At 62.3% G+C, this 15355-nt stretch carries 9 protein-coding genes and 1 riboswitch; of the genes, 4 read left to right on the forward strand and 5 right to left on the reverse strand.

What is annotated here, in order from left to right:
• Positions 1 to 40 precede the first annotated feature (40 nt).
• Both R1T40_RS11385 and R1T40_RS11390 read right to left on the reverse strand, forming a co-directional pair.
• A complete protein-coding gene (locus R1T40_RS11385) occupies positions 41 to 832 on the reverse strand; it encodes a thioesterase family protein (RefSeq protein WP_317384177.1) in 792 nt (263 codons plus the stop codon).
• Positions 829 to 2064, reverse strand: a complete 1236-nt coding sequence (locus R1T40_RS11390) for an acyl-CoA dehydrogenase family protein (protein ID WP_317384178.1) — start codon at positions 2062 to 2064, stop codon at positions 829 to 831. Before R1T40_RS11390 ends, R1T40_RS11385 begins: the two co-directional genes overlap by 4 nt.
• Positions 2065 to 2162: 98 nt before the next feature.
• Here R1T40_RS11390 and R1T40_RS11395 point away from each other — a divergent pair, with 98 nt between their 5' ends.
• A complete protein-coding gene (locus R1T40_RS11395; protein WP_317384179.1) occupies positions 2163 to 3098 on the forward strand; it encodes a 2-hydroxyacid dehydrogenase in 936 nt (311 codons plus the stop codon).
• A 256-nt stretch (positions 3099 to 3354) separates the two neighbouring features.
• Here the strand turns inward: R1T40_RS11395 and gcvP are convergent, their stop codons facing one another.
• The 3 genes from gcvP to gcvT all read right to left on the reverse strand — a co-directional run bounded on the left by gcvP (position 3355) and on the right by gcvT (position 7857).
• Positions 3355 to 6204, reverse strand: a complete 2850-nt coding sequence (gcvP, locus tag R1T40_RS11400) for an aminomethyl-transferring glycine dehydrogenase (protein WP_317384180.1) — start codon at positions 6202 to 6204, stop codon at positions 3355 to 3357.
• 126 nt (positions 6205 to 6330) lie between these two features.
• Entirely contained in the window at positions 6331 to 6690 is a 360-nt protein-coding gene (gene gcvH / locus R1T40_RS11405; protein ID WP_106162027.1) for a glycine cleavage system protein GcvH, read from the reverse strand.
• Between the two features lie 42 nt (positions 6691 to 6732).
• A complete protein-coding gene (gene gcvT, locus R1T40_RS11410) occupies positions 6733 to 7857 on the reverse strand; it encodes a glycine cleavage system aminomethyltransferase GcvT (protein ID WP_317384181.1) in 1125 nt (374 codons plus the stop codon).
• 187 nt (positions 7858 to 8044) lie between these two features.
• A riboswitch (glycine riboswitch) is annotated at positions 8045 to 8147 on the reverse strand.
• Positions 8148 to 8305: 158 nt separating this feature from the next.
• On the opposite strand from gcvT, the gene R1T40_RS11415 reads away from it, so the two are divergent.
• The 3 genes from R1T40_RS11415 to R1T40_RS11425 all read left to right on the forward strand — a co-directional run bounded on the left by R1T40_RS11415 (position 8306) and on the right by R1T40_RS11425 (position 15300).
• On the forward strand, positions 8306 to 9295 hold the full coding sequence (locus tag R1T40_RS11415; protein ID WP_317384182.1) for a type I glyceraldehyde-3-phosphate dehydrogenase: 990 nt from the start codon (positions 8306 to 8308) through the stop codon (positions 9293 to 9295).
• Positions 9296 to 9460: 165 nt separating this feature from the next.
• Complete coding sequence (locus R1T40_RS11420) at positions 9461 to 11293, forward strand: autotransporter assembly complex protein TamA (RefSeq protein WP_317384183.1); 1833 nt, start codon at positions 9461 to 9463, stop codon at positions 11291 to 11293.
• On the forward strand, positions 11290 to 15300 hold the full coding sequence (locus tag R1T40_RS11425) for a translocation/assembly module TamB domain-containing protein (RefSeq protein ID WP_317384184.1): 4011 nt from the start codon (positions 11290 to 11292) through the stop codon (positions 15298 to 15300). Before R1T40_RS11420 ends, R1T40_RS11425 begins: the two co-directional genes overlap by 4 nt.
• Positions 15301 to 15355: the final 55 nt, after the last annotated feature.

The raw sequence follows: 15355 nt of genomic DNA on the forward strand, positions 1-15355 counted from the left end.
GCCCTTCCCTGCAAGACTGCCTGTCTGCCTGCACGCGGCCCTAACTGGCCGGGAACAGGGTCAATGTCTGCAGGGCTGTGCCCACCGGCCCCTTGGCGTCGAACAGCACGGCCTGTGACATGCCAATCCCGTTCCCGTGCCAATGCGAAATCGCGTCAGCCGCGTGCCACCCCGGTTCTGGCGCGCGGTGGATCTGCAGGGTCAGGTCCGTGTTCATAAAGCCCATTTCGGTCGCTGGCAGGTTCCAGGAAATCCCGTTGCCGCAATCCGCAAGCGCACAGATGCCCTGCACCGGGGAGGTCGGCTCTCCCGCCACCAAATCCGGTGTTCGCAACCAGATCATCTTGGGCCCCGGACCAAATCCATGGCCGGGCGGGTATTTCGTCTTCAGAAGGCGCGCGAAATTCGGCAGGTCGTGCCGCCCTGCCCCGATCGCAAAAGGACCAGCCTCGGCCTCTTCGATACGAGGGATGGCGATCTGCGGCGTCGGGACCGGGCCGATGTCGCGTTCTGCCAGATGCATTGTTGTCGCCTGAACCAACAGCGCGTCATCCAGGTCGTGCACTGTCACCCGCGTGGTTGCGAGGGTCCGGGTATGACGGGTGGTTTCCGCCGCCACACGAATTCCGGCGAGCGGCACCGGGCGCAGCACATCCATGGTCAGCCGGGTGAGTTGCTTCTCCGCGCCGACCTCGACCTCCGCCGCCCGGGCCACCAACCCCGCCACGGGTCCAGCGTGGCAATGATCCACCGACCATGGGCCGCGCGCCGGATCATTGCCGACAAACACGCCATCAGCGCGCTGGTGAAAAAACGCGTCTGCCTGGGTCACATCTTTTCCTGTGTGTACTGTTTGAGTTCCGCCCGCGCGACCTGTCGCCGGTGCACCGCATCCGGACCATCAGCCATGCGCAACGTGCGCACATGGGTCCAGGCGCGCGCCAACGGCGTGTCCTGACTGATCCCCTCGCCGCCGTGCATTTGCACCGCCTCATCTATGACCTTGAGCGCCACACGAGGGGCAATCACCTTGATCTGACTGATCCAGGGCGCCGCAGCTTTGGCGTCGCCCTGATCCATGTACCAGGCGGCCTTGAGGCACAGCAGCCGCGCCATCTCGATCTCCATCCGGCACTCGGCGATGATATCATAGTTGGCTCCAAGCTGTGCCAATGGCTTGCCAAAGGCCTCGCGTTGCAGAGACCGGCGGCACATCAGCTCCAGCGCCGCCTCTGCCTGACCGATCGCCCGCATGCAGTGGTGAATACGTCCCGGCCCCAGCCGCCCTTGCGCGATCTCGAACCCGCGCCCTTCCCCCAGCAGCATGTTCTCCGCCGGCACCCGCACGTCGGTAAAGCGCATGTGCATGTGACCATGCGGTGCATCATCATGCCCGTAGACCTGCATAGGTCGTAAGACCTCGATGCCAGATGCCTCTGCCGGGACCACGATCATCGAATGACGCTGATGTTTCGGCGCGTCGTCCCCACCGGTCCGCACCATGGTGATGTAGACGCGGCAGCGCGGATCGCCGGCCCCCGAGATCCACCATTTCTCACCATTCAACACATAGTCATCGCCATCCCGCACACAGGACATGGCGACATTGGTCGCATCCGAACTGGCCACATCCGGCTCTGTCATCAGGTAGGCAGAGCGAATTTCACCGGCAAGCAATGGCTTCAACCAGCGCTCCTTCATCGCATCTGTGCCGTAGCGCTCAAACACCTCCATGTTGCCGGTATCCGGCGCACCGCAGTTGAACACCTCTGGCCCCAAGGGGGTCTTGCCCATTGCCTCGGCGAAATAGGCATACTCCACCGTGCTGAGGCCAAGCCCCCAATCCGAGTTGGTCAGCCAGAAGTTCCAAAGCCCTGCCGCCTTCGCCTTGGCTTTCAAGCCTTCGAGAATTTCCGCCTGCCGCGGGGTGTAGGCCCAGCGGTCCCCCTTGCCGATCTCAGAATGATACTCGGCCTCAACCGGCATGATATCGTCGCGCACCATCGCAATCACCCGATCCAGAAGCAGCTGCACCTCCGACCGTAGTCCCAGATTCATTTCCATGGCGCACCTCCCGATTTGCTTGCGCAGCATGGCTTGGCAATCTGCGTCCTGTCCAGCACAGTGACGGCACGTCATAAGAAGAGACACTGGAGTGAAAGATGGCACTGTTGATCGAAATCGGACACCGCGGTTGGTACAGTGAAGAGGCTCTGGCCGCGGAGTTCCGCAAACTGTCCCCGACAGCCGACATCCGGACAGCAGACGCGCCAGGCGATTTGTCGGACATCACCATGCTGGCCGTGTCATCGCTGAAATCCGATTTACCGACGCGGCTGCCAAACCTGCAGCTGGTGCAGAAGCTGGGGGCCGGGGTGGAGACCATCGTGAACCACCCGTCCCTCGCGCCACAGGTCCGCGTGGCGCGACTGAAGCCGCAGGAGCCAGCGCGCGAGATTGCGCAGTATTGCCTCGCATATGTTCTACGCGGCACTCGCAACATGGATTATCATGAAAAGGCGCAGAGCCGTGCTGCTTGGGACCCAATAGCCCCGCACCGTCCGCAAGAGGTCACCGTCGGTGTTCTCGGCCTCGGCCATATCGGTGGCCTCACGGCAGAGCTTATGCGCGACATGGGGTTCAACACCATGGGCTGGAGCCGCTCGCAGAAGGACATCGAAGGCGTCACCTGCCTCACCGGCGACCACGGGCTGAACAGCCTCCTGTCCAGTTGCGACTATCTTTGCGCCATCCTGCCCGCCACCGAGGCAACCCGTGACCTGCTAAGTGCGGAGCGCCTCGCACTGATGAAGGAAGGCGCCACTGTCATCAACGCCGGGCGCGGTAGCCTGATCGATGAAACCGCCCTTGCATCCGCCCTCGACCAGCGGCGCCCTGGCCACGCGGTGCTCGATGTGCTGCGCACCGAACCCTTGCCAAGCGACAACCCGCTGTGGAGGCACCCTCACGTCACCATCACCCCACATGTTTCGGGCTGGCACCTCGGCGATGCACTCGGTGATGTCGTCGAAAACCTGCGCCGGCTGACAGCGGGCGAGCCTCTGTTGCACGAGGTCGACCGCAGCCGCGGCTATTGAAGGCAATGGCAGCGTGATTCTGGCCGGTGGTGCAGCTGCGCGTGTCGGATTTCTAGTTGGCGCCACCTCTCCTGAGTAAGGGGGCCAGCGCACAGCGCTTCGCATATCGCTGACGACACCCGCGGAAGGTCGAACCGAACCCCTGCAGTAACCATCACGCCAGCGCCAAACGCGCAGGGCCCTCCCCGCATGGGAAGGGCCCTGCTGAGACCTGTCGCGCCCCCGGGCACCGGGGGCGCGTCCATGTAACTGTGATCTATTCCGCCGCCTCGGCGTACTCCTCCATCGGCGGGCAGGTGCAGATCAGATGACGGTCACCATAGACATTGTCGACGCGATTCACCGGTGGCCAGTATTTATCGACCCGGAACGCCCCCGTCGGGAAACAGCCCTCCTCGCGCGTGTAGGGACGGTCCCAGTCCTTCACCAGATCTTCCATCGTGTGCGGTGCGTTCTTCAGCGCGTTGTTTTCTCGCGCCATGTCGCCGTCCTCGATCGCCTTGATCTCGGAGCGGATCGATAGCATCGCGCCGACAAAACGGTCCAGCTCTGCCTTGGTCTCCGATTCCGTCGGCTCCACCATCAGCGTGCCCGCGACAGGCCAACTCATGGTAGGCGCGTGAAAGCCGCTGTCCATCAGGCGCTTGGCCACATCATCAACCGTCACATCCGCGCTGTCAGCGAAGGGGCGGGTGTCCAGAATGCACTCATGCGCGACCCGACCCGTCGGCCCCTTATAGAGCACATCATAGGCCCCTTCGAGGCGCTTGGCGAGGTAGTTCGCCGACAGGATCGCCACTTTGGTCGCCTGCGTCAGACCTGCGCCGCCCATCATCAGGCAATAGGCCCAGGAGATGGTCAGGATCGAGGCCGACCCCAGAGGTGCCGCCGAAACGGGCCCTTCACTGCCGCCAGTTTCCGGATGCCCCGGAAGATGGTCAATCAGATGCGACTTCACACCGATCGGGCCCATGCCGGGGCCACCGCCGCCATGGGGAATGGCAAAGGTCTTGTGCAGGTTCAGGTGGCTCACATCACCACCCAGATCACCCGGACGGCTGAGGCCCACCATGGCGTTCATATTGGCGCCGTCGATATAGACCTGACCGCCAAAGTCATGCGTGATCTTGCAGACCTCATGCACGGTCTGCTCGAACACCCCGTGCGTCGAAGGATAGGTGATCATGCAACCCGCGAGGTTCTCGGCGTGCTTTTCGGCCTTGGCGCGGAAATCCTCCAAGTCGATATCACCGTTCTCCGCCGATTTCACGACGACCACTTTCCACCCGACCATCTGCGCGGAGGCCGGGTTGGTGCCATGGGCGCTCATCGGAATGAGGCAAATGTTGCGATGCCCCTCGCCCTGCGCCTTGTGATAGGCCGCGATGCTCAACAGACCCGCGTATTCCCCCTGCGCGCCGGAATTCGGCTGCATGGAAATCGCGTCATAGCCAGTGATGTCGCAGAGCTTTGCCGACAGATCCGTGATCATTTCACCATATCCGGCCTGCTGGTCGGCGGGCGCAAAGGGATGGATGGTTGAGAACTCCGGCCAGCTCAGCGGCATCATTTCCGCAGCTGCGTTCAGCTTCATGGTGCAGGAGCCCAGCGGGATCATCGCCCGATCAAGCGCCAGGTCGCGGTCCGCGAGACGGCGCATATAGCGCATCATCTCGGTCTCGGCCCGGTTCATGTGGAAGATCGGGTGACTCAGGTAGTCCGACTTGCGGTGGATGTCCGCTGGAACCCGATATTCGGGCGAGAAGTCATCATCCGCCCGCACGATGCCAAAGGCACGCCAGACCGCCTCGATGGTTTCGGGACGCGTTGTTTCATCCACAGAAATGCCGACGCGGGTCTCGCCAACACGGCGCAGGTTGATCCCTTCGTCCACGGCGGATTTCATCACCGCCGCCTGCAGCGGGCCAACATCCACGGTGATGGTGTCGAAAAACGCCTGCGGGTCGACCTTGAAACCGGCCTCTTCCAGCCCCTTTGCCAGACGCACAGCCTTGCGGTGGATGCGCTGCGCGATGGCCTGCAACCCTTTGGGGCCGTGAAAGACCGCATACATCGACGCCATCACCGCCAACAGCGCCTGCGCGGTGCAGACGTTGGACGTCGCCTTTTCGCGGCGGATGTGCTGCTCGCGGGTCTGCAGCGACAGACGATACGCCTTGTTGCCATGGGCATCGATCGACACGCCGACAATGCGTCCCGGCATGTTGCGCTTGAAGGCATCCCTCGTGGCCATATAGGCCGCATGCGGACCACCTGCCCCGACAGGCACGCCAAATCGCTGGGTGGAGCCGACGGCAATATCCGCCCCCATCGCGCCCGGTTCCTTCAGCAGGGTCAGGGACAGGGGATCGGCGGACACGATGGCGATGCCCTTGTGTTCGTGCAGCTTGGCGATGTGATCGGTGAAATCACGCACATGCCCATAGGTGCCCGGATATTGGAACAGCGCGCCAAAGACCGCTTCGGGGTCCATCTTGTCCGGGTTGCCGACGATCACCTCGATGCCCAGCGGTTCGGCGCGGGTTTTCACCACGGCAATGTTCTGCGGATGGCAGTCGCGGTCTACAAAGAACGCCTTGGCCTTCGATTTCGACACCCGCTCTGCCATCGTCATCGCCTCGGCGCAGGCAGTGGCCTCGTCCAGCAGCGATGCGTTGGCGATTTCCAGACCGGTGAGGTCGGAGATCATCGTCTGGAAGTTCAGAAGCGCCTCAAGACGGCCCTGCGAGATCTCGGGCTGATAGGGCGTATAGGCCGTGTACCAAGCGGGGTTTTCCAGAATGTTACGCTGGATCGCGGGCGGCGTCACGGTGCCGTGGTAGCCCTGACCGATCAGCGAGGTCATCACCTTGTTCTTACCCGCCACCTCGCGCATGTGGAACAGCAGCTCGCGTTCGGACATCGGGCGACCAAAGTCCAGGGCCTCTTTCTGGCGGATGGATTTCGGCATGGTCTCGTCGATCAGCGCATCAAGGCTGTCGGCGCCGATCACCTTGAGCATCTCGGCCATTTCATCCGGCGAGGGGCCAATGTGGCGACGGTTGGCAAAGTCATAAGGAAGGTAATCTGTCGGTTCGAAAGGCATCGCTTGCCTCCTTAAAGTCAGTCAGATTCAGGTCCAAGAGGCACAGCACAATGGGTCGGGCAAACCCGTTGGTGCCAGTGTCCATACGAAATGGCCCGCGCCATGGGGCAGCGGGCCAGAAGTGCATCAGCCGATGAAGTCCTTGTAACCGGCCGCATCCATGTAATCGTCCATCGGCGACATGTCAGAGACCTTCAGCTTGAAGAACCACGCCTCGCCTTCCGGATCGTCGTTGACCTTGTTGGGCTCGTCCACGATGGCTTCGTTGACCTCGACAACTTCACCGTCCAGCGGCGCCAGGATGTCAGAGGCAGCCTTGACGGATTCGATCACCACGATCTCGTCATCCTTGGTCACTTCGCTGCCCACCTCGGGCAGTTCGACAAAGACCACATCGCCCAGTTGCTCGGCGGCGTGCGCGGTGATGCCGACCGTCACGATTTCGCCTTCGACCTGCAGCCATTCGTGTTCTTCGGTGTATTTCATGGGTACTCTTCCTGTGTTGACCGTTCTTTCGGGGACGGGTGTTCAGCGTTTGAAGTTTGCCGCCACGAAGGGCAGCTTTGCAACTGTGACGGGCACGCGCTTACCGCGCAGCTCGCCAAAGATCTGGGTGTCGATGGCGGCGTGTTCTGCCGTGACATAGCCCATGGCAACCGGCCCGCCCACGGTGGGGCCAAAGCCGCCGGAGGTGATGGTGCCGATGGGCGCGCCGCCTTCGGAGGTGGCATAAAGCACCACGCCTTCGCGCATGGGCGCGCGACCTTCGGGCTTCAGGCCCACACGCTTGCGCGGGGCATTCCCGCCAAGATCGGCAAAGATCGCATCCGCACCGGGAAAGCCGCCCGCGCGCGCGCCATCAGGGCGACGCACCTTCTGGATGGCCCAGCCAAGCGTGGCCTCAAATGGGCGTGTTTCGGTGTCGATGTCGTGACCATAAAGGCAAAGACCACCCTCAAGCCGCAGCGAATCCCGCGCACCAAGGCCGATGGCCTCGACATCCGGGTGCTCCAGCAGCGATTTGGCAAGATTTTCGGCCACGGCGTTGGGCACGGAGATCTCATAGCCGTCCTCGCCGGTATAGCCAGAGCGGGAGATCCACAGCTCGGCCCCCGCATATTCTAACGTCGCCACATCCATGAATTTCATGGCAGCAACGCCGGGCACCAGCGCCTCCAGCGCCGCCTCGGCGGCCGGCCCCTGCAGGGCCACCAGCGCGCGGCCGGTGACCGGCTCGACCTTGATTTCGGGTTCCAGCGCGGCTGTCATGCGGGCGATGTCGGCCTCCTTGCAGGCCGCGTTCACGACGACGAACAGATGGTCGCCGCGATTGGCAAACATCAGGTCATCCTCAATGCCGCCCGCGTCGTTGGTGAACAGACCGTAGCGTTGGCGCCCCTCAGAGAGGCCCAGCACATCCATCGGCACCAGTTTTTCAAAGGCCTTTGCGACGGCCTCAAAGCTCTCGCCGCGCAGGATCACCTGACCCATATGGCTGACATCGAACAGCCCGGCCTTTTCGCGCGTGTGGATATGCTCTTTCATGATCCCCAGCGGGTACTGCACGGGCATAGCATAGCCTGCAAAGGGCACCATTTTGGCCCCGAGGCTCTCGTGCAATTCCGTAAGGGGGGTGGTCTTCAGATCCGACATTTCGGCCTGCCTTCCGCGTCTGCGGCCGGTGCGGTCAATTCACAACATGTCAACGCGTCGATTGGCATCCGGCATCCAAGGTTATGCGCAGGCCCCGCCTGCACGCTTTGATGCCCCCTCTGTCCCGTTCGCCTGAGATCGTTATCCCTTCGGCGTCCCGGTCTGGCCGGGCTCTCTCCAGAGTAGTCTCGCGCACACGGTCCGTTTGGCCTGAGAGTTTCCGGGGCGGTTGCTCCTTCGGCACCGAGTTCACGCGCTTTCGCCCGGATCGGTTCTCCCATGTACTGCGGCGGAAGCTACCAGCGCCAATGGGCTGGCGCAAGACGGAATCCGTACCTATCCTGTCGCAAATGGTGATGAATTCGCGCTGGACTGCGATTGTATCAAGGCCGTCCATTATTGTGCGGGTGGATTGCCGGAGCCGAGAACCGCTGCCATAGCTTTGCCCATGAAGATAGCAATCAATGGATTCGGCCGCATTGGCCGCACGATTTTGCGTCAGATCCTGAGCAGCCCTCGCGGTTCGGAGATCGAGATCGCCTGCATCAACGACATCGCCGATCCGGAGATGTGTGCCTATCTGTTTCAGTATGACAGCACCTTCGGCCCCTACCCCGGCTCGGTCTCGCTGGGTGACGGCACCTTGTGCGTCGACGACCGCTGCATCCCGCTTCATCAACAGGCAAATATCACCAATCTCGATTTGTCAGAGGTCGATATCCTGCTGGACTGCACGGGAATCGCGCGCACCACCGACCTGGCAGAACGCGGCCTGAGTGCCGGTGCGAGCAAAGTGCTGATCTCTGGCCCGTCCCCTGCGGCTGAAGTCACCGTCGTCTATGGCGTCAATCAGGCCGATCTGGCGGGCGCGAAAATCGTGTCCAATGCCTCCTGCACAACCAACGCCGTTGCGGGCCTGGTGCAGCTGGTGGATCAAGTGGCAGGCATTGAGACCGGTCACATGACCACCATTCATTGCTACACAAATTCGCAACCGATGGTGGACACCCCCCGCGGTGACTTTGCCCGGTCACGTGGCGGGGCGCAGTCGATGGTGCCAACCACCACATCGGCGATGCACCTGATAGATGTCGTCCTGCCGCACCTTAAAGGCCGGATTTCCGGCGCCGCCGTCCGCGTCCCGACCGCGAGCGTTTCTGCCGTGGACCTGGTCGCGCGCCTCAGCAGCACGTGGGATGAAGGCGATCTCCTCGCGGCATTGAAAGCGGCGGCTTCGCAGTCGCCCATTCTTGGCTGGACCGATCAACCACTGGTGTCCTCCGATCTGCGTGCGCGCCCGGAATCGCTGATTTTGGCGGCCCCTGAGACCCGCATGGTGGAGGGCCAGCAACTGCGGGTCTTTGGCTGGTATGACAATGAATGGGGATTTTCGGCTCGGATGCTCGATGTTGCACGGGCCATGACAGCGCCTGAGTAGTCGGCAGATTTCCGCCGCCTTGCGCCACAACTGCAACTCCACGTAGAGCTGTATCTTGCGCGAAGGTTTTCTGACATTCGCCAAGCGTGTAGCGTCGACATAATGTTCCGCCGGCCTACCTGCCTCGGACAACAAGAAAACCGATTGCTCGCTGCCGGAGACCCAATGACCAGCTTTCGCCACCCGCGCCCGACCGCGCGCCGCCTTCTTCGCGCCCTGCGGCCCATGTCTCTGGCTATCGGCTTTGGCGTGGCGCTTCCGGGGGCCGCGCTTCATGCGCTTGAGGCAAACCTCTCCGCCCCCAAAGCACCGGAGGAGCTCACCGACAAGCTGGAGGGCGCTAGCGCCGCGCTGATCCTCGGCGACGGTGCAGAACTGCAGGAAATCATTGCCGCCGCGCTGTCCGACTACCGTACTTTGGTGCAGGTGCTCTATGACGCCGGATATTTTGCACCGGTCGTGAACATTCGTCTCGATGGGCGCGAAGCCGCGGCAATCAATTTGCTGAACCCGCCGAGATCAGTGGAAAAGATCGACATCTCGGTTGATCCCGGCCCCGCCTTCACCTTCGGTCGCGCCGTAGTCAGACCACTGCCAGCCAATGAACCTGCCGATCTGCCAGCGGATTTTGCATCCGGGCGCCCTGCAAGCACGGGTGTCATTCAACAGGCGGCGACTGCAGGACTGGGCGCATGGGACCGCGCGGGCCACGCCAAAGCGGAACTATCAAATCAGTCCATCACCGCCGATGCAGTCAAACAGCGCCTCGATGCGGACCTACAGATCGCGCCGGGGCCTCGGCTGCAGCTGGGCAATCTGCGGATCACCGGACAGTCCGACGTGCGGCGCGAAGCGATACAGCGCATTGCAGGGTTTGCAACGGGGCAAACCTACCACCCGGATCTGGTGTCGAAATCCGCCACCCGCCTGCGCCGCACCGGCGCTTTTTCAACCGTGACGGTAAAGCAGGCAGAGATACCAAACCCGGACGGCACGCTTGATTTCATCGCCGAGGTGGAAGACCAGCCCAAGCGCCGTTTTACCTTCGGCGTTGAGGTGTCTTCGTCCGAAGCGGTGAAACTCAGCAGCAGTTGGATGCACCGCAACCTCTTCGGCGCGGCAGAGCGGTTGAAGATCGACCTGTCTGTCAGCGGCCTTGGCACCAGCGAACTCGACGGGAGCGTCTCGGCGCGTCTGGACCGCCCTGCGGCCCTCGGCACGGACCGAACGCTGTTTTACCTCGCTGCGCTGGAGCAATTGCAGGAAGAGCATTACACCGCCAGAAGCGCCACGGCTGCCATTGGGGTTCGGCGCATCGTCTCTGACACCACATTTGTCGAAGGTGCTTTGGGACTGCGCTATGTCAAAGCCGATGATGCCTTTGGCGACAACCGGGAATTCAAGTATTTTGCCGGGCGCCTGAGGGGCGAAAAGGACAAACGCAACGTCAAGACCGATCCGTCCGCCGGCTACTATCTTGATGGCGAGATCGTGCCCTTCGTCGGTCTGGGTGGCGGCGACCCCGGCGTGCAGATCAATATCGACGCCCGTGGATATAAATCGCTCGGCAGTTCTGGTCGCATCGTATTGGCCGGGCGTGTTCAGCTGGGCTCCCTGATCGGGCCCGACCAGAATAACGTCTCACCAACATTGCTCTATTTCTCTGGCGGGGCAGGATCCGTGCGCGGGCAGGAGTTCCAGTCTCTCGGCATCGACGTCGGCGGCAAGACAGCAGGCGGGCGCGGATACCTGGCGCTGTCAGGCGAAGTGCGTGGCCGGATCACCGACACGATTTCGCTCGTCGGGTTCTACGACGCAGGCTTTGTTGACCAGGACAGCTTTGTCAGCGGTGACAGCGAATTCCACGCAGGCGCGGGCCTCGGCGTGCGGTATAATGTAACCGGGATCGGTCCGATCCGGCTTGATCTGGCGATGCCTGTTTCAGGTGATACCGAGGACGGGCTGCAGTTTTACATCGGCATAGGACAGGCGTTTTGAAACATACCGTTCGCACCCTCGTCACCGTCACCGGCCTAACCACCTGCACCGCCCTGACGCCTTTGTCTGCAGTTGCGCAGCAAGACGCCTCGGAATCCGGCGGGTTGCTGGTTTCTTTTCTGGAAGACACGCTATCAGGCGACAGCCGCTCCATAAACGTGCAGGGGCTCGAAGGGGCATTCTCCTCACAGGCCAAGATTGCCCGTCTGACAGTGTCGGACGAGGACGGCGTCTGGCTGACCGTCGAAGGCGCTGAACTCGACTGGAACCGGTTGGCGCTGGTACGAGGGCGGTTTTCGGTCAACCGCCTCAAAGCAGATCGTATCATCGTCGAACGCAGCCCCAAATCCCTGCCTGCCGATCCGGACCTGCCAACCCCTGAGGCGACGCCCTTCTCGCTGCCGGATCTGCCCGTTGCGCTAGAGATCGGCGAAATCGCCGCAAATGAAATCCTTCTGGGCGAGGAGCTTGCAGGGCAGGAAGCCTCCCTCTCCGTGACCGGCGCCCTGTCTCTTGCGGACGGTGCGCTGGACACCACTCTGCGTGTGGCCCGTCTCGACCGGCGCGGCGACGCACTCTCTCTGGCCGCATCGTTCTCAAACTCGACAGAGCAATTGTCACTGGATCTTGCCTTGAAAGAGGCTTCCGGTGGCTTGCTGTCCGATGTGATGGACATTCCCGGACGTCCGGATCTGAGCCTCGCGATCAAAGGCGCGGGTCCGCTTGAGGATTTCACCGCAGACATTGGATTTGCAACCAATGGCAACGACCGGATCAGCGGGGCTGTCAGCCTTACCGGGCTTGCCGATGTTGCCGGCGGAGCGGATGCAGGTCTGGCATTTGCCGCCGATCTGGGTGGCAATATCGATCCGCTTTTACGGCCGACCTATCGCCCGTTCTTCGGTCCGGGCCTGCGGGCCAATCTGAACGGGCGCACCTTGCCAAGCGGCGGCGTAGAGCTGGAGAGCCTCGCGCTGCGCACCCGCGCCTTGCAACTGACCGGAGCCCTCTCCCTGGAGGCGGGGAAGCTGCAGACCGCAAACCTGAAGGCTGCGATAACGCCACCTGACGGTCAGGCTGCTGTCATATTGCCGGTGCCTGGTGCAGACACGACTGTTGCCGGTGTTTCCCTGACCCTGCAGAAACCCGCAGACGAAAACTGGCAGATCAACGGTGAGCTGGACCAACTACGCACGCCCGACATGGCCATTTCCCGCGCCGTCATCAACGCGGCTGGCGCATTGGATCAAAGTGCAGGCTTTGCGCTTGACGGGGCCATTGATGCGCGGTTGAACGGGTTTGTTCTGGCAGATCCAGCCCTGGCCGCCGCCACTGGCAGCGACCTTACCCTGAGCGCTCGCCTGACCACCAAAGAAGGTGCCGATTTCCTGATCCGCGATCTGGACGTACAGGGCGAGAGCTACGCGGCGCGCGGCGATGTGCGCTTCAACGGCGTCGAGAACGACCTTCGCATTGCAACCGAGCTTGCGCTGACCGCCGACGACCTGAAACGTTTTTCCGAGATTGCCGGGCTGTCGCTGTCCGGGTCAGCAATCGCCGATGTAACAGGCCATTTCCAACCGCTGAGCGGCGCCTTTGGTGTAGATCTGGCATTGACCGGACAGGACCTGGGCACCGGGATCGCCGATGTCGACCCCTTGTTGACCGGCGAGAGCACGTTGAAACTGGTGGCCGCGCGCGACACATCCGGTGTGCGGATCGACCAGTTTGACCTGCAGGCGACCGAGATCAGCGCCACCGGCCAGGGCACCCTCGACAGCGGCGAAGGCGCCTTGCGCCTGGACGCACGGCTCGCGCGGCTTGATCGCTTCGTCCCGGAACTGCCCGGCCCCCTGACCCTATCTGCGAATTTTGACCGCACAGGTGATCGGCTGGATGGGACAGCGGAGTTACGCGGCCCGCGCGAGACGTCGATGGATCTGGACGGTAGCTTCACCCTCGAAGGCGCGGCGGATTTTGCGTTTGACGCCTTCGTCGCCGCACCAGAGGCCTTTGCCCCGCAACTGGCCGGAGCCCCGCTGGTTGCAAAGGGCACCGCCACCCGCCGCGACGGGCGCTGGACCGCACAAACCGATCTCAGTGTGACCGGTGGCGCACAGGCTCGCATCAAGGGCGCGTTTGACGAAGCACAGGGCGCTGTGGATCTGGATCTCTCAGCCTTGATTGCGCGCATCGAACAATTTGCCCCCTCTATCAAAGGGCAGGCCACCACCAAGCTGACAGCTACACGCCGCAACGGTGAATGGCAGGCCGAAGGTGATCTGACCGCTCCCGGCGACAGCACGGCGCGCTTTGATGGGTCATTCACCGAAGCCTCCGGCGATGTCGATATGAACCTGAAAGCCGAGGTCGCAAATGTACGCGCTTTCACCGCCAGTCTGGGAGGTTCCGCCTCCGCAGATATCACGGCCACCCGCCGCGCCGGCGAATGGAACGGCGGCGGCGATGTCACGGGGCCAGCAGGGGCTTCTGCAACGCTGGACGGGCGGTTCAATGAGAATGATGGATCAGCCCGTATCAATTTCGATGCCATGGTGCGGCAACTGCAGCAGGTGATACCTGGCCTCGATGGTGTCCTCACCGCAAAGGGCGACGCCAGCCGAGAGAATGGCGTCTGGAGCGTCGAAACCACAGCGGATGGCCCGCTTGGGATCGACTCTCGCATTGCGGGCACATGGGATGAAGCACAGGCGGTTGCGGATATCACCGCCAAAGGCTCGCTGCGCCTTGAAGGCGCCAATGCCTTTCTGAAGCCGAACCTGCTAAAGGGGCTGGCACGGTTCGATCTGGCCCTGCGCGGACCGGCACAACTCAGCTCCGTTAGCGGAACCGTGACGACCGCAGACGCGCAGCTGGTCCTGCCGCAAGCGGCCCAAGCAATAGATGGTATCACCACCCGCGTCTCGCTCAGCAATGGCTCTGCCACGCTGTCGCTCAGCGCGCGCCCGCGCGATGGCGGACAAATTCAAGTCAGCGGGCCGGTCTCGCTCAATGCGCCTTACAACGGCAATTTGCAGATCTCCCTGGCAGAGGTCGTCTTGACCGACAATCTCTCTTACAAGACATCGTTGGGCGGCGATTTGCGTCTGTCCGGTGCGCTGGCCGGCAACAGCAGCCTTGATGGGCGCATCGATGTCGGTGAGACAAATATCAACCTCAACACCGCAGGTGGTGCCGTTTCTGCTGCCCCGATCCCACCCATCCGGCATCGCGGCCAATCGAGGGCACAGATCGCCACCAGAGCCCGGGCCGGGCTGGTCGAGACCGGGTCCGGTGGCGGTGGCAGCAAGACCAATATCGCGCTCAATGTGCTGATCAGCGCCCCCAACCGTATCTTTGCCCGAGGCCGCGGCCTCAATGCAGAGCTTGGCGGCGCCATCACGGTGCGGGGCACAACTTCAAATCTGGCGCCCTCGGGACAGATTGGCCTGATCCGCGGCACCTTCGACATCCTTGGCCGTAGGCTGAACCTCGACGAAGGGCGCATCACTTTGCTTGGAGACCTGAAGCCCTATCTGGAGTTCACATCCACCGCGAACACGGAACAGGGCACCGCGACCCTGTCGATTTCCGGTCAGGTGGACAGCCCACAAATCAAGGTCACATCCGACCCTCCGCGCCCCAGCGAAGAAGCATTGGCTCTGCTTTTGTTCGGGGACAATATTCAGGATATCTCGCCGCTCGCTCTGGCCCGACTGGCAAGCTCCGCCCTGACGCTCAGCGGTCGCGGAGGAGGCGCGCAGAAGGCCCTGCGGGACAGTACCGGCGCCGACAATGTGGACATCGGGGCCGATAACCTCGGGATTGGGCAACTCGGGCTGGGCGGCTATCTCGCAGACAACGTCTACACCGACCTCAACATCACGTCCGAAGGCGATAGCGAGCTGACCATCAACTTGGATCTTACGAAATCCCTGACCGTCACAGGCAAAGCCGATAGCGAGGGCGAAACCGGGCTTGGTGTTTTCTTCAAGCGGGATTATTGAGCTGCGATTTCGTCCATATAGGCTGACTACGGTCCGGGTGGCCGAAAGGCACCAC

It is taken from the genome of Tritonibacter scottomollicae, assembly GCF_032924845.1.
Classification (GTDB): Bacteria; Pseudomonadota; Alphaproteobacteria; order Rhodobacterales; family Rhodobacteraceae; genus Epibacterium; species Epibacterium scottomollicae.